The sequence below is a fragment of the Pseudomonas sp. S2_B10 genome, from assembly GCF_054668425.1.
In genome coordinates this window covers 2,188,551-2,208,003 of record NZ_CP162768.1, presented here as the reverse complement: position 1 = coordinate 2,208,003, position 19,453 = coordinate 2,188,551, and the positions used below count along the sequence as shown (strand labels likewise).

General features: G+C 62.2%; 15 protein-coding genes. 11 read left to right on the top strand and 4 right to left on the bottom strand.

From position 1 onward, the window contains the following. Window positions 1–7: 7 nt before the first annotated feature. The 6 genes from thiL to AB4O45_RS09805 all read left to right on the top strand — a co-directional run bounded on the left by thiL (window position 8) and on the right by AB4O45_RS09805 (window position 4,314). Entirely contained in the window at window positions 8–973 is a 966-nt protein-coding gene (gene thiL, locus AB4O45_RS09830; RefSeq protein WP_460161357.1) for a thiamine-phosphate kinase, read from the top strand. Continuing rightward, a complete protein-coding gene (locus AB4O45_RS09825) occupies window positions 970–1,473 on the top strand; it encodes a phosphatidylglycerophosphatase A family protein (RefSeq protein ID WP_039761886.1) in 504 nt (167 codons plus the stop codon). The genes thiL and AB4O45_RS09825 overlap by 4 nt, the downstream gene beginning before the upstream one ends. Before the next feature lie 25 nt (window positions 1,474–1,498). Further along, window positions 1,499–2,236: a substrate-binding periplasmic protein gene (locus tag AB4O45_RS09820; protein WP_460161356.1), complete on the top strand. Its 738-nt coding sequence runs from the start codon at window positions 1,499–1,501 to the stop codon at window positions 2,234–2,236. 244 nt (window positions 2,237–2,480) lie between these two features. Beyond that, on the top strand, window positions 2,481–3,098 hold the full coding sequence (gene ribA / locus AB4O45_RS09815; protein ID WP_041477692.1) for a GTP cyclohydrolase II: 618 nt from the start codon (window positions 2,481–2,483) through the stop codon (window positions 3,096–3,098). Then, window positions 3,095–3,514, top strand: a complete 420-nt coding sequence (locus tag AB4O45_RS09810) for a hypothetical protein (protein ID WP_041477693.1) — start codon at window positions 3,095–3,097, stop codon at window positions 3,512–3,514. The genes ribA and AB4O45_RS09810 overlap by 4 nt, the downstream gene beginning before the upstream one ends. Continuing rightward, complete coding sequence (locus AB4O45_RS09805) at window positions 3,514–4,314, top strand: cobalamin-binding protein (RefSeq protein WP_460161355.1); 801 nt, start codon at window positions 3,514–3,516, stop codon at window positions 4,312–4,314. Before AB4O45_RS09810 ends, AB4O45_RS09805 begins: the two co-directional genes overlap by 1 nt. A 137-nt stretch (window positions 4,315–4,451) precedes the next feature. Here the strand turns inward: AB4O45_RS09805 and AB4O45_RS09800 are convergent, their stop codons facing one another. The 4 genes from AB4O45_RS09800 to AB4O45_RS09785 all read right to left on the bottom strand — a co-directional run bounded on the left by AB4O45_RS09800 (window position 4,452) and on the right by AB4O45_RS09785 (window position 9,592). Continuing rightward, entirely contained in the window at window positions 4,452–6,335 is a 1,884-nt protein-coding gene (locus tag AB4O45_RS09800) for a TonB-dependent receptor domain-containing protein (protein WP_460161354.1), read from the bottom strand. A 140-nt stretch (window positions 6,336–6,475) separates the two neighbouring features. Further along, on the bottom strand, window positions 6,476–8,374 hold the full coding sequence (gene dxs, locus AB4O45_RS09795; protein ID WP_460161353.1) for a 1-deoxy-D-xylulose-5-phosphate synthase: 1,899 nt from the start codon (window positions 8,372–8,374) through the stop codon (window positions 6,476–6,478). A 91-nt stretch (window positions 8,375–8,465) separates the two neighbouring features. Further along, on the bottom strand, window positions 8,466–9,353 hold the full coding sequence (ispA, locus tag AB4O45_RS09790) for a (2E,6E)-farnesyl diphosphate synthase (RefSeq protein WP_150742327.1): 888 nt from the start codon (window positions 9,351–9,353) through the stop codon (window positions 8,466–8,468). After that, the gene (locus AB4O45_RS09785; RefSeq protein WP_016772991.1) at window positions 9,350–9,592 is read right to left on the bottom strand and encodes an exodeoxyribonuclease VII small subunit; all 243 of its coding nucleotides are present in this window, start codon (window positions 9,590–9,592) and stop codon (window positions 9,350–9,352) included. The genes ispA and AB4O45_RS09785 overlap by 4 nt, the downstream gene beginning before the upstream one ends. 494 nt (window positions 9,593–10,086) lie before the next feature. Here AB4O45_RS09785 and AB4O45_RS09780 point away from each other — a divergent pair, with 494 nt between their 5' ends. Genes AB4O45_RS09780 through AB4O45_RS09760 form a run of 5 tightly spaced genes read left to right on the top strand, consistent with a single transcriptional unit; the run spans window position 10,087 to window position 19,453 of the window. Further along, on the top strand, window positions 10,087–10,878 hold the full coding sequence (locus AB4O45_RS09780) for a YfaP family protein (RefSeq protein WP_375122744.1): 792 nt from the start codon (window positions 10,087–10,089) through the stop codon (window positions 10,876–10,878). Window positions 10,879–10,913: 35 nt separating this feature from the next. Further along, window positions 10,914–12,626, top strand: a complete 1,713-nt coding sequence (locus AB4O45_RS09775) for a DUF2138 domain-containing protein (RefSeq protein WP_460161352.1) — start codon at window positions 10,914–10,916, stop codon at window positions 12,624–12,626. Beyond that, window positions 12,611–13,261 (top strand): DUF1175 domain-containing protein, encoded by a 651-nt coding sequence (locus AB4O45_RS09770; RefSeq protein ID WP_041477701.1) that lies wholly within the window; start codon window positions 12,611–12,613, stop codon window positions 13,259–13,261. The genes AB4O45_RS09775 and AB4O45_RS09770 overlap by 16 nt, the downstream gene beginning before the upstream one ends. Further along, the gene (locus tag AB4O45_RS09765; protein WP_460161351.1) at window positions 13,258–17,832 is read left to right on the top strand and encodes an alpha-2-macroglobulin family protein; all 4,575 of its coding nucleotides are present in this window, start codon (window positions 13,258–13,260) and stop codon (window positions 17,830–17,832) included. Before AB4O45_RS09770 ends, AB4O45_RS09765 begins: the two co-directional genes overlap by 4 nt. Window position 17,833: 1 nt before the next feature. After that, window positions 17,834–19,453: a DUF2300 domain-containing protein gene (locus AB4O45_RS09760; protein ID WP_460161350.1), complete on the top strand. Its 1,620-nt coding sequence runs from the start codon at window positions 17,834–17,836 to the stop codon at window positions 19,451–19,453.

Here is a 19,453-nt window from a genome sequence, read left to right as displayed (position 1 = left end):
CTCGGCCATGGGCGAGTTTGAGCTGATCCGCAATTTCTTCGCCGCCGCGCCTTGTGCGCAGGGCGGCGAAGGCGTTGCTCTGGGGATCGGCGACGACTGCGCCTTGCTGGCGGTTCCCGCTGGGGAACAGCTGGCGGTTTCCACCGATACGCTGGTGGCCGGTGTGCATTTCGCCGACCCCTGCGATCCGTTTCTGCTCGGTCAGCGCTCGCTGGCCGTCGCGGTCAGTGACCTGGCCGCCATGGGCGCCGCGCCCGTTGCCTTTACCCTTGCCCTGACCTTACCGACGGTAACTGCCGATTGGCTGCAAGCCTATGCCCGGGGTTTGAACCGCATGGCGCAAAGCTGCGGCGTTGCCCTGGTCGGCGGCGATACCACGCGCGGGCCGTTGAGCCTGACGGTCACCGTGTTCGGCCGCGTACCCGCTGGCCAGGCCTTGACCCGCAGCGGTGCGCAGGCCGGTGATCTGCTCTGCGTCGGCGGCGAACTGGGCAATGCGGCCGGCGCCTTGCCGCTGGTATTGGCTCAACGTGATGCCGAAGCGCATATCGCCCAGCCGCTGCTCGATCATTACTGGTCGCCACAACCGCAACTGGCGCTCGGTCAGGCCCTGCGCGGCAAGGCCACGGCGGCACTGGACATCTCCGACGGCCTGCTCGCCGATTGCGGGCATATCGCGCTGGCGTCGAAGGTGCGACTTGAGATTGAACGCGAGCGTGTACCGTTGTCGGATGCTTTAGTCGCGTTTCTCGGCCAGCGCAGTGCCGAGCGCGCGGCATTGAGCGGTGGTGATGATTACGTACTGGCCTTCACCTTGCCGTCCGCCGAGTTGCCGGCACTGCTGGCCGACGGCTGGCCGATCCATGTGATCGGGCGAGTGCTGCCGGGCCAGGGCGTGGTGCTGCTGGACCGCGACCGACACGACATCACTCCGCAGATTCGCGGCTACCAACATTTTCAGGAGACACCGTGACAGATCACCCGAAACAGGTTCCTGCCGAATTCGTGCCTCCTTCGGTCTGGCGCAATCCGTGGCATTTCCTCGCGTTCGGCTTCGGCTCCGGCACGTTGCCAAAAGCCCCGGGCACGTGGGGCTCGCTGGTGGCGCTGCCGTTCATTCCGCTGTGGCAGATGCTGCCCGACTGGGGCTACTGGCTGATGCTTGGCATCACCATGCTGTTCGGCTTCTGGCTGTGCGGCAAAGTCGCTGACGATTTGCGCGTTCACGACCACGAAGGCATCGTCTGGGACGAAATGGTCGGCATGTGGATCACCCTGTGGCTGGTGCCGGAAGGCTGGTACTGGTTGCTCGCGGGTTTTCTGGTGTTCCGCTTCTTCGATATTCTCAAGCCGTGGCCGATCCGCTGGATCGACAAGCATGTGCATGGCGGCGTCGGCATCATGCTCGACGACGTGCTGGCCGGTGTGTTCGCCTGGCTGGCGATGCAAGGGCTGGTATGGGTATTCGCCTGATTCGACTCACGTGAGGAACCACGCAATGCTGCGACGCGGGTTGGCGCTGCTGCTTCTGGCTCTGCTGGGCACGTTCGCCCACGCGCAGGCCGCCGCGCCTGTGCCTGCGGTCATCCACCTGGCCAGCGAAGACTGGGAGGATTACACCGCCGCCGATGGTCACGGTCTGGCCTGGGACGTGTTGCGCAAAGTGTTCGAGCCGGCCGGGGTCAAGCTGGATATCCGCACGGTGCCGTACACCCGTTCGATCGGGCTGGTGCAGTTGAAGGAAGTCGACGCACTGGTTGGCTCCTACCGTGACGAAGCCGAGCACGTGCTGTACCCGCAATCGAAGTTCGATTCTGATCACATCTACGCGCTGGGCCTGGCCAGCAGCCCGCCGCCGACCCAGGCGACCCTGGGCAAATATCGTCTGGCCTGGGTGCGCGGCTATCGCTACGAGAACTACTTGCCGAACATCCAGCGTTTCAACCAGATCGAACGACGTACCGGCATTCTGCTGATGCTCAAGCAGGGCCGGGCGGATTACTACATCGATGCGCTGACCGAGATTGAAGCGGTCGTGCGCGATGCCGCGGATCCAGCGCAGTATCGCTATTCGCATCTGGCTGAGTTGCCGCTGTTTCTCGGTTTCGCCGATACCCCACAGGCTCGCGCGTTGATGGCACTGTATGACCGGCGCATGGCGGAACTGGTCAAGAGCGGAGAGTTGAAGCCGGTCTTCGAGAAGTGGCAGCAGCCGTATCCGTTCAACCCGAACTGAAGCCGACTCAAATCTCTGTAGGAGCTGCGGCACGCTGCGATCTTTTGATCTTGATATCAAGCCAGATCAAAAGATCGCAGCCTCGTTGCACTCGACAGCTCCTACAGGGAGCGGCGGTGCTGGCGGCAGCTGTCATCAAACTTTTTGATGTTTATGCCCGATAATTCAGCCTAAGCGTCTACAGGAACCTGCTGTTACAATGCCGGCCTGCGAATTTTCAGTCTTCTAGATCAGGAGCACATCGGTGCCTGTCGTCTTCGTCGCCGCTTCCAAGCTGCCAACGCCTTTTGCGCAATTCACCATGCACGGCTTTCTCGATGAGAGCACCGGGCGTGAGCACGTCGTGCTGAGCCTCGGTGAAATTGCCGATGGCGCCCCGGTGCTTGGTCGCCTGCATTCCGAATGCCTGACCGGCGATGCCTTGTTCAGCCAGCGTTGTGACTGCGGCTCGCAACTGGAAGCCGCGCTGCAGGCGATCGCCCGCGAAGGCCGTGGCGTGCTGCTGTATCTGCGTCAGGAAGGGCGCGGCATCGGGCTGCTGAACAAGATCCGTGCCTACGAGTTGCAGGACGGCGGCGCTGACACCGTGGAAGCCAACGAGCGTCTGGGCTTTGCCGCCGATCAGCGCGACTACGCCATGTGCCTGCCGATGCTCGAACACCTGGGCGTGAAATCCCTGCGCTTGATGACCAACAACCCGCGCAAGGTCAAAGCGCTGACCGACATGGGCATCGTCGTCGCCGAACGCGTGCCGCTGCACACCGGGCACAATCCGCACAACAAACTCTACCTGGCGACCAAGGCCAGCAAGCTCGACCACATGATGGGCAACGAGCATCAGGGCGAGGCCGACCGCGCGTGACCCGCGGCCAGGTGCGGCGGCGGTTGGCGGTGGCCTGGTGGCAATACCTGGCGCTGGCGCTGTTGCCGCTGTTCGTGCTCAACGCGCTGTTCGGTGAAGGCCAGGGCCTGCTGCCGGTGCTGGCGATGCCCTTGTTCATCGCCGGCGTCGCCTCGATGTTTGTCAGCCTGAAGTATTTCGCCCGCTACAAACACGCCCTGATCGCCACGCAAAAAGCCCTCGATACCGCCGAAGAACCCGCCGCCTGGATTGCCCTTGCGGCGCGTCGGCGTACGGCGTTGCTGGTGGCGTCTTTGCCGGCGTGGATTGGCGCGCTGGCGGTGTTCGTCGGCCTCGAAGCCGTGCCGTTGATGCTGCTGGCGCTGTCCACCGCCGTGCTGTTCTACCTCTACCGTATTCCGCGTCAACTCGGTTGATGCCTCGCCTGTGGCTGGCGGTTGTGCTGCTCGCCCTGAGCAGTCAGGTTCCGGCCGCATTGCGGGTGGTCAGCCTCGCGCCGTCGCTTTCCGAAATCGTCGTTGAACTGGACTCTGCCGACCTGTTGGTCGGCGTGCTGGATGCGGGCGAGCGGCCGCCGGCAATTGCCGATGTTGCGTCTGTGGGGCGCTACGGTCAGCTCGACATGGAGCGCTTGCTCAGCCTGAAACCGGATTTGCTGTTGCTCTGGCCCGGCAGCGTCGGCGCCGGGCAGCGTGATCAGCTCAAACGTCTGAACATTCCGACCTTCGTCGCCGAGCCGCACACACTGGCGCAACTGGCAATACAGATTGAGGCCATTGCCGGACAGCTCGGGCGTCCTGAACGTGGGATGAAACGGGCGGCCGAATTGCGCAAGCAGCTGAATGATCTGCGCCAGCGTTATCGCCGTGATGTGCCGCTGCGGGTGTTTTATCAGGTCTGGGACAAGCCGCTGTACACCGTCGGTGGCGGGCAGATCATCAGCGATGCGCTTGAAGTGTGCGGCGCGCGCAATGTGTTCGCCGATCTGAATCTGCCGGCACCACAAGTGAGTATCGAGGCGGTATTGCAGCGTGATCCCGAAGTGATTGTCGCAGGTGATCAGGCGCAGCTAGGGGCGTGGAAGGCCTGGCCGCAGGTGGCGGCGGTCAGGCAGGGGAGACTGCTATTGGTCACTGACAAAGGCCTTGAGCGACCGAGCGGGCAGATGATCAGCGCGACTGCCAAGCTTTGCCAATTGATCGCGCCGGATCGGTAGATCGTATCGCCTGTATTCGCGAGCAGGCTCGCTCCCACACTGGACTTGCGGTGAAAACAAAAGGTGTGGCCGCACTCCGTCAACTGTGGGAGCGAGCCTGCTCGCGAAGAGGCCTGCCAACCAACACAAATGTCAGTTCAGAGTTCAGGAGTCCAGGTGACCCCGAACATCCACGCCCGACCTTCCTCGCGATAGCCATACTGCGCGCCGTCATAGCTGTAATTCGCCCGGCTGTAGCCCTTGTCCAGCAAGTTATCCACCTTCAGATCCAGCTTGATCTCACGGTTCAGCGCCCAACTGCTGCGCAGCCCGAGCGTGCCGTAGCCTCCCAGCGACTGGGTGTTTTTCAAATCATCGTAACTGCCACTGACCAATTGCCAACTGGCGCCCACACCCAAGCGATCAAACTGCCGATCCAGATCCCAACTGGCCGTGCGCCGCGCCCGTCGGGCCAGCGTATGCCCGGTATCGCGATCTCGCGGGTCAATGATCGCCACGCCGAGATTGCTCTGCCAGCCAAACAGCTCCTGCTTCAGCGCTGCTTCAAAACCGTTGATGCGCGCTGACGCAACGTTCTGCGGGCGTGAGTTGCTACCGAAGATGATCGCGTCTTGCAGATCGGTGCGGTAAATCGAGGCCTCGAGCCGCGCGCTGTCGCTCAATTGGCTGCGCCATTGCAGTTCGTAGCTTTTTGAGGTTTCCGGTTTCAGGTCGGGATTGCTGAAATCCGGGTAGTACAGGTCGTTGAAGGTCGGCGCGCGGAAACCTTCGCTGTAGCTCAGCAGCACGTCGTTATCCGGATTGAGCGGCAGGGTGAAAGTGCCGCTCCAAGTGTTCTGGCGGCCGAACTGTTGGTTGTCGTCGTGGCGCAGGCCGATCTCGGTGGAGAAGCTGTCGGCCTGATAACGATGCTGGATGAACGCTGCGCGATTCCAGCGGCTGTCCTCGTCGAACGCAGTGCTGCTGTTGATCCGGTCTTCGTACCAGTCACCACCGAGGATCAGGCTGTTGCGCGGGTCGAGCGTCAGGTCGTTCTGCCAGTTCACTGAGTCGCGATAGGTGTTGAACACCGTGCGCTCGTCACTGAGCTTGTCGAAAGTCTTCTCGCGGTTTTCGCTGTGGCCGAATTCGACGCGGGTTTTCCAGGTTTCGTTGACCCGCGCATCGACGTAACTGCTCACGCTACTGATATTGAAGTCGCTGTACGGCTGCTGTTGCACCGACTCAAACGTGTCCATGTCGAAGCGGCCGAACGGATTGTCGAATTCGCTCCTGCCACGGTTATCCAGCAGATTGGCGCCGACTTCGATGTCCTCGTTCAGCGCGTGGCTGAGGCTCAGACTCAGGGATTTGTTGCGGTAGGCGTCATGGTCGCTGTCGCTTGGATACGACTCGTGGGTACGGTCGATCCCGGCCGTTTCGTCGAGGCTGGCGCCGAGGTTGAAGCGGGTCTTCTCGTCGCCGCCGGACAAGCCGAGGCTGCGCTCCCATGTCTGCTGACTGCCGAAGCCCAGATGCAGGCGTGGCTGCAAGCCTTGCCCAGTGCCGCGTCGGGTGAAGATCTGGATCACCCCGCCAATCGCGTCGCTGCCATAAATCACCGAGCGCGAGCCGCGCAGCACTTCGACTCGCTCGATCTGCTCGATGTTCAGATGTTGCAGATTACTGTCGCCGGAAGTCGAATTGCCGATGCGCTGGCCATCGACCAGCACCAGGCTCTGCGCCGATTGCGTGCCGCGAATGTAGATCCCCGGCAGACTGCCGCGCCCGCCAGTCTGCGCCACTTGCACGCCGGGCACGCGACGCAGCAGATCGGGCACGTCGCTTGGTTGCAGGCGATCAATGTCTTCGCGGGTGAACACGGTGTTGGCGGCGCTGCTGTCGTTGCGCGCCTCGACCTGACGATTGGCGCTGATCAGCGTGTCCGGCAGCTTCAGCGCCTGATCGCGCTCGAAGGTGTCGGCGACGGCGCTTGCGGTTGGCAGCAGGAGGAAGGGCAGGGCGAGGCGGGAGAGGTTCATGGCAATCTATGGTCTTTGCAAAACCATGTAGGAGCTGCCGAAGGCTGCGATCTTTTGATTTTGCTTTTTAAAGGTTCCGGAGCTGCCGAAGAGCAAGATCAAAAGATCGCAGCCTTCGGCAGCTCCTACAAGGGATTGCGTCAGCTGTTGAGCAATGCCAGGCGCTGGCGAACCGACGCTTCGATCCCGGCCTCATCCAGCCCGCACTCGGCAAGCATCTGCGCCGGTTTCGCATGCTCGACGTAAATGTCCGGCAAGCCCAGATGCAGCATCGACTTGAGGATGTTCTCGCGGGCGAGGAATTCGCTGACCGCGCCACCGGCGCCGCCCATGATTGCGTTCTCTTCGATGGTCACCAGCAACTCGTGGTTGCCGGCGATCTCGCGCACCAGCGCTTCATCCAGCGGTTTGACGAAACGCATGTCGACCACGGTGGCGTCGAGCTTCTCGGCGACTTTCAAGGCTTCGCTCAGTTGCACGCCGAACACCAGCATGGCGACCTTGCTGCCCTGACGACGGACGATGCCCTTGCCGATTTCGATCGCTTCGAGATCTTTTTCGATGACTGCATTCGGCCCGCTGCCACGCGGGTAACGCACTGCCGCCGGGCCGTTGTAGAGGTGGCCGGTGGTGAGCATTTTGCGCAATTCGTTTTCATCGCTCGGGGTCATGATGAGCATGCCCGGGATGCAGCGCAGGTAGGACAGGTCATAGCTGCCAGCGTGGGTCGGGCCGTCTTCGCCGACCAGACCGGCGCGGTCGATGGCGAACAGCACGTCGAGGTTCTGCACCGCGACGTCGTGTACCAACTGGTCGTAACCGCGTTGCAGGAATGTCGAATAGATCGCCACCACCGGTTTCGCGCCTTCGCAGGCCATGCCAGCGGCGAACGTTACCGCGTGCTGCTCGGCAATCGCCACGTCGAAATAACGCTCCGGGAAACGCTCGCTGAACGCCACCAGATCCGAGCCTTCCTTCATCGCCGGGGTAATTCCGACCAGACGCGCGTCAGCCGCCGCCATGTCACACAGCCACTCGCCAAACACAGCCGAATACTTCGGCCCGCTGGCGGCTTTAGGCGCGGCGGCCGGGGCGTCCAGTGGTTCGAGTTTGGTGATGGCGTGGTAGCCGATCGGGTCGACTTCCGCCGGGGCGAAGCCTTTGCCTTTCTTGGTGACGATGTGCAGGAACTGCGGGCCTTTGAGATCGCGCATGTTGCGCAGGGTGGCGATCAAGGTTGGCAGATCGTGGCCGTCGATCGGGCCGATGTAATTCCAGCCCAGCTCTTCGAACAGGGTGCCAGGGACCAGCATGCCCTTGGCATATTCTTCGGTGCGACGGGCGATTTCCCAGGCGCCGGGCAGGCGCGAAAGGACTTTCTTGCTGCCCTCGCGCATGCTCGCGTAGGTGCGGCTGGAAAGGATCTTCGCCAGATAATTCGACAGCCCGCCGACGTTGCGCGAGATCGACATATCGTTGTCGTTGAGAATCACCAGCATGTTGGCGTTGACTTCAGGCGCATGGTTGAGCGCCTCGAAAGCCATGCCGGCGGTCAGCGCGCCGTCACCGATCACGGCGATGGCCTTGCGATCGCTGTCCTGCAGGCGGGCAGCAATGGCCATGCCCAGCGCAGCGCTGATCGAGGTGCTGGAGTGGCCGACGCCGAAGGTGTCGTACTCGCTCTCGGAGCGGCGCGGGAATGCGGCAATGCCGTCCTTCTGACGCAGGCTGGCCATGCGCTCGCGGCGACCGGTGAGGATCTTGTGCGGATACGCCTGATGCCCGACGTCCCACAGCAGACGGTCGTCCGGGGTGTCGAAGACGTAATGCAGCGCGATGGTCAGCTCGATCACGCCCAGGCCGGCACCGAAATGCCCACCGGTCTGGCCGACCGTGTAGAGCAATTCCAGGCGCAACTCATCGGCCAGGGTTTCCAGCTCGGCTTCGCCTAACCGGCGCAGGCCGTCCGGCGTGTTCGCGCGGTCGAGCAGGGGCGTGGTCGGGCGCTTGCGGGGAATCTCATGAAACGTCGTGGGCATCAGGCGAATCGTTATAGGTATAAAAGATGCGGCAGTTTACCTGATGCATCGGCCCCTGCCCACGCGTTGGTCTTTTTTGGCCGATACGCCGTCAGTTGCGCCGCTCGACGATATACCGCGCCAGCTCGCGCAACGGCTCGGCAGCCGCGTCAAACGGTCGCAGCGCCTGCAAGGCCTGATCGCGCAGTTCCAGAGCATAGGCCTTGGCGGCGTCGAGGCCGAGCAGGGCCGGGTAGGTCGGCTTGTCGCGGGCAATGTCGGCGCCCTGGCGTTTGCCGAGGGTCGCGGTATCGCTTTCCACGTCGAGGATGTCGTCCTGCACCTGAAAGGCCAGGCCGATGGCCTGTGCATAAGTCTGCAATGCCTGCAGCTGATCAGGCTGGGCGCGGCCGCTGGCCAGGGCACCAAGCTTGACGCTGACCTCAATCAGCGCGCCGGTCTTGTGTCGGTGCATCTGTTCCAGGGCTGTTTGATCGAGCTTGAGACCGACCGAACCGAGATCAATGGCCTGGCCACCGACCATGCCCGCCGGACCGGCTGCATGGGCCAGCGCTGTGACCATCTGCAGACGGATTTCGCTGCTGCAATCGCTCAGGCGCGGGTCGAGCAGGGCGCTGAAGGCCAGGCTCTGCAAGCCGTCACCGGCGAGGATCGCGCAGGCTTCGTCGAATTTCTTGTGGGTCGTCGGCTGGCCGCGACGCAGATCGTCATCGTCCATCGCCGGCAAATCGTCATGCACCAGCGAGTAGGCGTGGATCAGCTCGACCGCACAGGCCGCGCCGCTGGCCTGTTCAGCCTTTGCGCCGAGGGCTTCGCACGCCGCGTAAGCCAGCAACGGGCGCACGCGCTTGCCGCCGTTCATCACGCTGTAGCGCATCGCTTCGTAGAGCCGCGCCAGTTCCGGCAGCGGCGCGTTGAACAGCGTTTCCAGCGCCGCGTTGACCCGGGCCTGACTGCTCGCCGAATACGCCGCGATCATTCTGGCTCATCCGCGTCGAAGGGTTCCTCGGCGAGCTCGCCATCGCGCTCCAGCAGCACCTGCACTTTCTGCTCGGCCTGGGCCAGCGCCGCCTGGCAGTCACGGGTCAGCCCGATGCCCTGCTCGAAAGCGGTCAGCGAGTCTTCCAGCGACAATTCACCGTTTTCCAGACGCTCAACCAGTGTTTGCAGGTCGGCGAGGGATTGTTCGAAATCCAGTGCAGCTTTTTTGCGGGCCATGGCGGCAATTTCCGGTAGACGTTAAACCGGCGCGACACTAGCAGATAGGGGGGGTATGGGCAAATGAGACGCCCCACCCAAAGCCGCGCACATGACCCCGTGGCGAGGGGATTTATCCCCGCTGGGTTGCGTAGCAACCCTAAAACCAGACGACCGATACTCTCAGGAAAATCGAAGTCGCCGGTTTTACGACTGCTGCGCAGCCGAGCGGGTTAAATCCCCTCGTCACAAAGTTAATGTGTTTCGGGGCTGAGGCTTATTCGGCTCATTTTATGAGCCGAATAACTTCGCTATTCGGCTCACGCCCTCTCGAAAGCGAGATTCCTACAGCAATCACACATGTATCCGATTGTTAAAAAACTGCCGAATCGCTAATCTTCGCGGCTTCTACGGCCCCGACAGTTGCGGGGCGTTCAGACGAAACGCAGTTCACCGCTGTGAAGTACCGAGGATCGGGTGCAAGGTTTCGTTCAAGGCATGGCAGGAGGCGTCACATGCGTTCATTTCTTTTGCTGCTGATCGGCTTCGCCTGCGCGCCTGTGCTGTGGGCCGCGCCGGCTGCGCAATTGTCCGAGCCGGTCGGCGGCTGGCGTTATCACGGCCTGCTCGATCGTTCGGAAAATTCGCAGGTCGCCTACCCGACGCCGCCGATCGATCGCGGCATTCAGCGCAATCGCACGATGATCCAGGGCCAGCTCAAAGCCCTCGGCCACATGCGTCCGCCGCACACCCTCGCCGTCAACGGCAATCCATTGAATCTGTACACCGATGATCAGGGACGTTTTGCCCGGCCCTACGCATTTGGCGCCGGTTCCAACAGCGTCGAAGTGATCAGCGCCGAGGGCCAGTCGCTCAAGCGCGTGCAATTTTATGAAGCAAATAATCTGCGCACGCCGGCGCAGATTCGTCTTGTCTTGGGATGGGACGACCCGAAAGCCGAGCTGGATCTGCATATTGTCACCCCCGACGGTCAGCATGCCTTTTGGGCACGGCCGGCGCTGAGCAATGGCGGCGGCCTCGACCCGGATGGCGTCGACGGCCCCGGCCCGGAAATGTTCACCATGACCGCGCCGCTGCACGGCACGTATCTGGTCTACGTCAACTATTGGGGCAACTACGGCGATGGTGGCTATAACTTCGAGGAGACCAGCAATCAGAACGAGGTGATCACTTCGCAGATCACCCTGGTGCTCAACGAAAACACCGTCGACGAAAAACGCGAAACCTTCATCGTGCCCCTGCGGGCGATCGGTGATCTGTTGCTGGTCAAGACTTTCAACTATTAAGCATCCCGCCACGGATGAACTCGGATGTTGTGAACATGAGCGATAACACTGTGACTCCAGCTGCCGCGACACCGGCGGCCAAACCTTCGCGGCGCTGGCCGCTGGTCTTGCTCGGCCTGTGCCTGGTGGCCGGTGTGGCGGGCGGTTTCGGCTGGCTGCTGCTCAAGCCCAAAGCGCCGCCAGCGGCACTGGCCAGTGACAGGCTCGGCCTCGGCCGTCCGGATGCCTTGCTCGAAACCCGTTCACTGAGCCAGTTGCCCAAGGACCTCCTGACGGTGCCGTTTCTCAAGGCCACGCTCACCGAGGATTTCGTCTTCTATTACGAAACTCACGCCGATCGCCTCGGCCTGATCGGCAGCCTGCGCCGGATTATCTACGAGCATGACCTGAAGTTGCAGGACAGCCTGATCGAGCAGCTTTTCGATCAACCGGCCGATGTTGCGCTGTGGCGTGGCGCCGATGGTCGTTTGAAGGATTTCCTGCTGGTGATGGATCGCGGCGGGTTGGCCAAGCTGCTCGAGCCATTGGCGAAAGTGGCGCTGGATGACACCCAGCTCAGCATCTTCGGCACTCTCAAAGTCGGCAGCGACGAAGTGCCGCTGTATCAACTCAGCTACAACGCCAGCAAATCGCTGCTGTTTGCGTCGCGCGGCGACAAACTGGTGGTGCTGTCCAATCCAGCCAAGTACTACGACCCGGAAAGCGGCGTCTCGGAAGAATCGGGTCGCGTCTCCGCGCAAGCGCTGGCGGCGTTGCTCAACGGTGAAAAACTTTTCCCCGAAGCGTTCGGCTTGCCGGCGAAAAGCCCGGAAACCAAGCAGCGTCTGTCGGTCAATTCCAGCGTGCTCGCCATGGGCTATCAGCGCTTCATCCCGAATTTCGCCGGACTGCGTTTCGACATGGACGACAAGGGCTGGCACAGCTATCTGGCCATGGATGAACTGGAAAACCAGCCGGACTTCGATTTCAAACCGGTCTGGCAAGCGATGCCGCTGGGGGCGAGCGCTTGCGTGACCCTGCCAGTGGCGGCCGAACCGCAGAAGCCGATATTGATCAAACTCGGCGCCGAAGAAGCGGTGGCGCAGACCCTCACCGAACATGTCGCCGGCGCGGCCGGCCTGTGCTGGTACGCCGATTCGCGGTTGTACACACCGTTGCTGGTCGCCAGCCTCAAAGACAAGGACAGCAGCAAGCTTGATGATGATCTGGGCAAGTTGTTCGGCTCGATGGTCGGCGCGTTCGAAGCCAATGTCGCCGAAAGCGTATTCCCGGTGATCGACAAGCAGGAAGGCCAGAGCCACGTCTGGCAGCGTCAGGTCAGTTCCAGTTTCGGGCCGTACGCGGCGAAGACCGCTGAAAACCCAGAGGCGATTTCCGGCAAGGCGTTCATGAAAGTCAGCCTTGCCCGTCACGGCTCGACGCTGCTGTTTTCCCTCGACGACAAACTCGTCGACAAAGCCCTCGGCACCCTCGACAAGCGCTTCCCGCCGATGGCCGACGTGCTGCCAAAAGACGTATTGATGCCGATCTACTTCGGCCCGGACGCGATGGCGCAACTGATGCAGCGCGAAACCCTCGACAGCCTGCCGCAGGACATGGAGCCGGTGTTCTACAACGCCGCACAAACCTACCTGATACCAAAACTGCGCACCCTTGGCGGCTACGGCAAATATGCCCTGACCTTGCCCGAAGGCAGCGAGCCTGACGGCCACTGGCAATGGCTGCCGCTGGAATGGAAGGCGCTGTGAGCGCACTGATCCGCAGCCTCGGCTTGCTTGCTTTGCTGCTGAGCGCCGGCGCCCGTGCGGTTGAAGCGCCGGCACTCGATCCGGCGCAATCACAAGTGTTTCGCGCCTGGTTTGTGCGTATTGCTCAAGAGCAACTGAGCCAAGGCCCAAGCCCGCGCTGGTATCAGCAGGACTGCGCCGGCCTGGTGCGCTTTGCCGCCAACGAAGCGCTGAAAGTCCACGACGACAAATGGCTGCGCAGCAATGGTCTGTCCAATCGCTATCTGCCGCCAGAACTGACCCTGAGCAACGAGCAACGCAAGCTCGCGCAACAGTGGCAGCAGGGCGGCGGCAAGGTCGGGCCGTACGTCAACGCGATCAAACTGATTCAGTTCAACAGCCACCTGGTCGGCCGCGATGTGGCGCAGGCGCGGCCCGGTGACCTGATGTTTTTCGATCAGGGCGACGACCAGCACCTGATGATCTGGATGGGCCGCTACATCGCCTATCACACCGGCACCACCACCCCCACTGACAACGGCATGCGTTCGGCAAGCCTGCAGCAACTCATGACATGGAAGGACACCCGATGGATACCCGACGCAGCCAACCCCAACTTCATCGGCGTCTATCGACTGAACTTTCTCTCCCAATGACCGGTGCCCGCATGTTGCGTATCTGTTCGCGAATTTCCTTGCTGTTGGCGTTGTTGCTGCCGTTTTCCTGCGTCAATGCCGAAGACTCGGTGGAGCCGAGCAATTACACGCCGGTGGCCGGTGAGAGTTTTTTCCTGCTCGCCGACAGCAGTTTTGCCAGCGACGAGCCGGCGATGGTCCGCCTCGAAGCCCCGGGTCGTGACTACCGGCGCTTTCGCATGGAACCGTACGGCGGCGCCGACATTCGCGTATATCGCATCGACAAGCCGCTGGATTTCCTCAAGCGCCAGAAGAACCTGCACCGCGTCGTCAGTGACGGCCAGTTCAAGGGCGAAGGTTTGTCCAACACTCTCGCGTATCTGTGGGACAACTGGTATCGCAAATCCCGGCGGGTGATGCAGCGTGCGTTCTCTTACGAATCGCGCAAGCAGGTCACCGAAGAAGTGCCGGAACTGAAAATGGGCGAGGCCATGGCCGCGCCGACGCCGTACGACGCGCAGCCGCAATTTGCGCTGATCCCGGGTCTGCCGGTGGTCAGCCAGTTCCGTTATCCACTGTGGCAGGCCAAGCCGATCCAGCCACCGACCGGGGTCAATCTGGCCGGCTCGTCCAGTGACTTCGTCAGCGTCGCGCCGGGCAACGTTTACATCCCGTTGGGTAACCTGAAACCGGGGCTGTATCTGGTTGAAGCGCTGATCGGCAAGTACCGCGCGACCACCATGGTGTTCGTCTCCAACACCGTCGCGGTGAGCAAGATTGCCGGTGATGAACTGCTGGTCTGGGCCGCGCGCAAGCACGAAGGCAGTTCGGTGCCGAAGGTCAATGTGCTGTGGACCGATGGCCTCGGCGTGATGAGCAGCGGTGCTACCGATGCCGACGGTCTGCTGCGCCTGAAACACGTCAGCCCGGAGCGTTCGTTCGTCATCGGCGAGGACGAAGAGGGCGGCGTGTTCGTCTCGGAAAACTTCTACTACGACAGCGAAATCTACGACACCAAACTGTATGCCTTCACCGATCGGCCGCTGTATCGCCCGGGCGATTGGGTGTCGCTGAAAATCGTCGGTCGCGAGTTCAAGAATGCCCGGGATTCGGTTCTGCCGGGCGCGGCGGATGTCAGTGTCAGCGTGCTTGATGCCACGGGGACCGAACTGCAGACCCTCGATCTGAAGCTTGATTCGAAAGCAGGTACCCAGGGCCGTTTCCAGTTGCCGGATAACGCCGTGGCCGGTGGTTACGAGATCCGTTTCAACTACAAGAATCAGGCCTACAGCAGTGCTTTCCGCGTTGCCGAATACATCAAGCCGCACTTCGAAATCTCGCTGAATCTGGCCAAGCAGGATTACCGCACCGGTGAGCCGGTGAAAGGCAATCTGGTGCTGCTCTATCCGGACGGCAAACCGGTGGCCAACGCCAAATTGAGCCTGAGCCTGCGCGCCCAGCAACTGTCCATGGTCGACAACGAGCTGCAATACCTCGGGCAATTTCCGGTGGAGCTGACCAGCACCGAACTGACTACCGACAGCAAAGGCAACGCGACCCTCGATTTGCCGGCAGCCGATAAACCGAGCCGCTACATGCTCACCGTGTTCGCCAGCGACGGCGCGGCTTATCGGGTCAAGACCACCAAGGAAATCCTCATCGACCGTGGCGCGGCGAGTTTCCGCTTGAGTGCGCCGCAGCGTTTCAGCGCGGTCGGTGACAAGGTTGCCTTCAGCTACGCGAATGAGGGTGGCACCGAGCAGAGCAAAGCCGTGACGCCGAGCAGCTACGCCTGGGTGCGCCTGGAAGATCAGAGCACCGGCGAAGGCAAACTCGCGGCGAATGACAAAGGCTTCAGCATGGCCTTCGAACGCCCGGGCACTTACAACCTGACCTTGAAAGATCAACACGGTCGCGTCCTCGGCGCCACCGGCCATTCGGTCACCGGCGACGGTGTGAAAGCGGTGCCGGGCACGGTGGAAATCGTCCTCGACAAGCCCGAGTACAAGGCGGGCGAAGAAGCGCTGGCGCTGATCACCTTCCCTGAGCCGGTCAGCGACGCACTGCTGTCGCTGGAGCGCGACAAGGTCGAGGCCACTGCGCTGCTGGCCAAGGGCGGCGACTGGCTGAAACTGGAAAAACTCAGCGACACCCAATACCGCGCGCGCATTGCGGTGAAAGACAGCTTCGCGCCGAACCTGACCTTCTCCGTGCTCTACACCAAGGGCGGTCAGTACAGCTTTCAGAACGCCGGGATCAAAGTGGTCGCGCCGCAAATCGACGTGGCGATCAGCACCGACAAAGCGGTGTACCTGCCGGGCGATACGGTCACGGTCGACCTGACCACGCAGTTCGCCGGCAAAGCGGTTCCGGCACACTTGACGGTCAGCGTGGTCGACGAAATGGTCTACGCGCTGCAACCGGAAGTCGCGCCGAGCATCGACCAGTTCTTCTATCACCCTCGGCGCAACAACGTGCGCACCAGTGCCAGCCTGTCATTCATCAGCTACGACGTGGCATTGCCGGGTAGCCCCGGCGCCCCGGGTAAAGCCAATCGCAGCGAACGCGGCGTGAAGGTGCTTGAGCGTCCGCGCCGTGAAGACGTCGACACCGCTGCGTGGCAGCCGGAGCTGTTGACCGGCGCCGACGGCAAAACCCGCTTCACCTTCAAGATGCCGGACTCGCTGACCCGCTGGCGCATCACCGCTCGAGCGATTGCCGATGACGGTCAGGTCGGGCAGAAGAAGCAGTTTGTCCGTTCGGAAAAACCGCTTTACCTGAAGTGGAGCGGGCCGAGCAAATTCCGCAAGGGCGATCAGCCGCAGCTGGGTGTGTTCGCTTTCAGTCAGGCAGAGAAACCGGTCAAGGCGGAACTGGTGACTCACTATGCCGGTACCGAACAACGTCTGCCGGTGACCCTGAACAGCGGCATCAATTACCTGCCACTGCCGGCGTTCGCTTTGGCCTCTGGCGAGTGGACGGCGGAGTTGGTGCAGGACGGCAAAGTCGCCGATGCCCTGGCTGTGCGCTTGAGTGCCACCGGTGAAGGCTGGCAAGTCACGCAAACGCAAAGTCTCGATGTGGTCAGCGGCGACACACCCTTGAGTTTGCCGGCGGATGCCACGGATATCCGCCTGCGTCTGGATGACAGTCCGCAAGCGCTGTTCCGTTCCGCCCTCGATGATCTGCTCGGCTACCCGTACGGCGGCGTCGAGCAGACGGCCAGTCGCTTGCTGCCGCTGAGCATCGCTTATCCATCGCTGGCGTCGAACCCGCAGATTCGCGATCGCTTGCGCCTGATCATGCAGAACAGCCGCCTGCGTCTGGTGCAAATGGCCGGGCCGTCGGCGAGTTTCACCTGGTGGGGCTACGACGGCGAGCCGGATGCATTTCTCACCGCCTATGCCTATTACGCCGACTGGAATGCCAGCCGCGTACTCGAGCTGACCCTGCCGCCGGAGCACTGGCAGCGAGTGCTGGAGGTTTATGCCAAGCAAGCGCCGAATACGCCATTGCTGCAGCGGGCGCTGATTCTGTCGTTCGCTAAACAGATGCAGTTGCCAGTGAACACGCTGCTCAGCGGTTTGATCGACGACCTGGTCAAGGCCGGTGAAGGCGGTGCCGAAACCTTGCTCGACGACGGCCAGGACAGTCTGGTGATGAACGACCCGGATTCGGCACTTGGTCTGGCGACGGCGCGGGTACTCACTGCATCGTTGGCCACGCAGGCGAAAGTTGCTTTGCCGGAGGCGTTCAATCGGCAACTGGGCGCAGCGCAACAACGTCTGGCGGTCAGCTCGCAGCCCTTCGTCGAAGCACTGAACCTGTCGCTGCAACCGTTTGATCAGGCCCGTGCGACGGCGTTGTTGCAACGCCTGTTGCCGCAGCAATCGACGCTGGAACGTGCACTGGCGCTGACCTGGCTGCAACGCAGCATCGCTCAGGCCTCACCGACCATCGCGCTGATGCCGGGTGAGGGCTGGAAGAAAAACTACGGCGCCAGCGGCGAGATGTACTGGACATGGCAAGGCGCGACGCCTTTGCCGAACGTACTGAGCGTGTCCGGCACGCAAGAGCGGCCGTTGCGTGCAGCGCTGAGCTTCCAGACTCAACAGCCGCAGGTCGATCCGATGGCCGTGAGCGTCACTCGGCGTCTGTCGCGGCTGGTGCCGGGCGACGAGGCGTTTACCTTCAAACTCGAGCCGGTCGGTACTAAACCGTTGTCCAGCGACAGCCTGTACCTGGACGAGGTGATCCTCACCAGCAAAGCGCCGAAACCGCTGCGCTACGGCATGCTTGAAGTGCCGCTGCCACCGGGCGCGGATGTCGAGCGCACGACGTGGGGCATCAAATTGCAGGGCAAGGACGGCACCGAACCGACCGCGCTGGAGAAGGCGCGCTTCGAACCGGGTCAGTTGGCTTACGCGGTGCCGGTTGATGCGCTGAGTGGCGAATTGCGCCTGCGCCATCTGGTGCGCTTCTCGCAGAAGGGCCAGTTCAACCTGCCGCCGGTACGCTTCAAGCAGGTGTATGCGCCGCAGCATCAGGCCCAGGAGGCGAAAGCTGCCCTCGGTCAGGTCACGGTCAACTGACATGCGCCGGCCGCTGTTGTGGCTGCTGATGTGGATGATGCCTGCGCTGGCGACAGCGCAGGACGAGCCGTTGCGCGTGGCCTATCAGGGCGAGTTGTTGTCGTTGAATCAGACGCAACTGATCAAGCGGGAACCGTTGCCAGCGTCGCTGGATGCGCCGCTGGGCAGTCTGTGGAAGTTGTTCGTCTACGCCTGGCTGGTGGATACCGGTGCGCGGGAGCCGGCTTATGAATGTCGCGGGCAGTCCAAAGAAGAAGTTTATTGCTGCTCGGCGGGCGGCAAGATCGCGCGGGATCAGGCACTGGTGAAATCCTGCGGTCTGTATTTCGACCCCGCGCGGTTGGGCATTGCAGCGAAGGATTGGCGAGCGTATTGGCAGGCGCGGCAGGCGCCGTCGTGGTTGCTGGATTTGCCAGCCGTGCAACCGGCAACAAGGGTTTCGGTTGCCGAGTTATTGAGCGTTCTGGCATTGCTGCCAGCGCAGGATCAGACGCGCCGCGTGCTGCTCGATGTCGTGCTGAACGCGGCGGACGGCAATGTCGTCGGCGAGTTGGGCGGGCGCCTGCGGGTGAAAACCTGGAGCTGGCTCGGCGACCAGGATGCACTATCGCGGCAAGGTGGATTCGCCGGTTGGACCGCCGACGGCGCACCGATCTGGGTGGGTGGACGCGGTACCAGTCAAATGGTTCTGCGCCATTACGCTCAGGCGCTGGCCAGCGTGTTGCCGACGGCGTGGCCAGCGGACGCAGGGCGTTGTGTGGAAGTCGGGCTGTTTTCGAAATATCCGGTGTCGAAAGTTCTGGCCGGCGATCGTGTTGCCACGTCCGGGCCATTGCGCGGCGACTACCACGTCGAATTCGCCAACGGCAACGCGCTGGACATCCACAGCGATGGCGAATTGTTTCTGCTCAACGACAAACTCGTTGCAAGGCTTGATCGCGAAGAATATGTCGCCCGTGTCCTTGAGCGCGAAGCCAAACCTGAACCTGCCGAAGCCGCCAAGGCGCTGGCCGTAGCGATCCGCACTTATCTGCTGCAAAACGCCACGCGCAACGGCGACTGCCTGAGCATCGACGACAGCAGCAATCGCCAGCGCGTCGCCCCGCGTCCAGCCTCTGCCGAGTCACGCAACATCGCGGCGTGGACGGCGGATCTGGTACTGGCCGGCAGCACCGTCACCTATCACTCCGACCAGCCCGGCCCGGACAAACTCGCCTGGCAGCAAGCCGTCGAGCAAGCGAACGCCGGCCAGCGCTACGACGCGATTCTGCTGCACTCCTATCCACGCGCCAGCCTCAGCCGCTGGGACAACCCGGTCGCCTCCTGCGAAGCATTACCCGCCGCGCAAGACTGGCTGCAAAAGCAGCGACGCGGCTGGCGTCCGAGGCTCGAAAGCGAAACCGGCTACAACGAAGTCAGCACTTTCGCCGTATGCAAACTCGCCTTCGGCCGGCCCTTCGTCGACCGCGAACGCCAGCGCATATACGTGCGCGGCGTGCTGAGCCTGCAGGATCGCCTCGATCTGACCCACGAATATCTGCACCTGGCCTTCGAAGCACACCCCAACGGCCAGGATGAAACCTACATCGAAGGGCTCGCCCGTCACCTTTTGCTGGAATAG

Excerpts from the sequence above, each read along its gene's own strand:
- ispA (WP_150742327.1), bottom strand. The coding sequence starts at position 9,353 with ATGATCGCGGCGTATTCGGCGAGCAGTCAGGCCCGGGTCAACGCGGCG.
- AB4O45_RS09770 (WP_041477701.1), top strand. The coding sequence starts at position 12,611 with ATGGAAGGCGCTGTGAGCGCACTGATCCGCAGCCTCGGCTTGCTTGCT.
- AB4O45_RS09805 (WP_460161355.1), top strand. The coding sequence starts at position 3,514 with ATGCCTCGCCTGTGGCTGGCGGTTGTGCTGCTCGCCCTGAGCAGTCAG.
- AB4O45_RS09775 (WP_460161352.1), top strand. The coding sequence starts at position 10,914 with ATGAGCGATAACACTGTGACTCCAGCTGCCGCGACACCGGCGGCCAAA.
- AB4O45_RS09800 (WP_460161354.1), bottom strand. The coding sequence starts at position 6,335 with ATGAACCTCTCCCGCCTCGCCCTGCCCTTCCTCCTGCTGCCAACCGCA.
- AB4O45_RS09760 (WP_460161350.1), top strand. The coding sequence starts at position 17,834 with ATGCGCCGGCCGCTGTTGTGGCTGCTGATGTGGATGATGCCTGCGCTG.
- AB4O45_RS09785 (WP_016772991.1), bottom strand. The coding sequence starts at position 9,592 with ATGGCCCGCAAAAAAGCTGCACTGGATTTCGAACAATCCCTCGCCGAC.
- thiL (WP_460161357.1), top strand. The coding sequence starts at position 8 with ATGGGCGAGTTTGAGCTGATCCGCAATTTCTTCGCCGCCGCGCCTTGT.
- AB4O45_RS09780 (WP_375122744.1), top strand. The coding sequence starts at position 10,087 with ATGCGTTCATTTCTTTTGCTGCTGATCGGCTTCGCCTGCGCGCCTGTG.
- dxs (WP_460161353.1), bottom strand. The coding sequence starts at position 8,374 with ATGCCCACGACGTTTCATGAGATTCCCCGCAAGCGCCCGACCACGCCC.
- AB4O45_RS09765 (WP_460161351.1), top strand. The coding sequence starts at position 13,258 with ATGACCGGTGCCCGCATGTTGCGTATCTGTTCGCGAATTTCCTTGCTG.
- AB4O45_RS09820 (WP_460161356.1), top strand. The coding sequence starts at position 1,499 with ATGCTGCGACGCGGGTTGGCGCTGCTGCTTCTGGCTCTGCTGGGCACG.